Annotated in this window: 1 pseudogene; it reads left to right on the top strand. The window is 60.2% G+C overall.

From position 1 onward, the window contains the following. A pseudogene (locus tag EN939_RS38445) lies at positions 1-522 on the top strand (peptidase M50); the annotation flags it as partial.

Below are 522 nucleotides of genomic sequence, written 5' to 3'. Positions count from 1 at the left end.
TTATCGTCGAGGGGCTGTTAGCCTGTCTGGCGCTGATCGTCTGGCTGAACGCCGAGGCCGGACTGGTGCGCGCCTTCGCCTTCAACGTGATGCTCATCGGCGGCGTCTCGACCTTGCTGTTCAACGGCAATCCACTGCTGCGCTTCGACGGCTATTACGTTCTGAGCGATATTCTCGAGATACCGAACCTTGGTCAGCGGGCGACCAAATATCTCGGCTATCTGGTGCAGCATTATCTGTTCGGCATCGAAAGCGCCGAAACGCCGGCGACCGCGCAGGGCGAAGAGTTCTGGCTGTTCAGCTACGGCGTCACGTCATTCTTCTACCGGATCGGCGTCATGGTGGCGATCGTCACGTTGGTCAGCCAGCGTTACTTTGTCGTCGGCATGATGATGGCTGGGTGGGCGCTGGTGCTGATGGTTGGCGTGCCGCTGGCGCGCCAATTGTGGTTTCTGTTCACGAGCCCATCCCTGAGAAAAACGAGGGGGAGGGCCTTCGCCGTCGTTGCAGCCAGCCTCGCAC

It is taken from the genome of Mesorhizobium sp. M7A.F.Ca.CA.002.05.1.1, assembly GCF_003998335.1.
Classification (GTDB): domain Bacteria; phylum Pseudomonadota; class Alphaproteobacteria; order Rhizobiales; family Rhizobiaceae; genus Mesorhizobium.
This window is presented reverse-complemented; position numbering and strand designations above follow the sequence as displayed.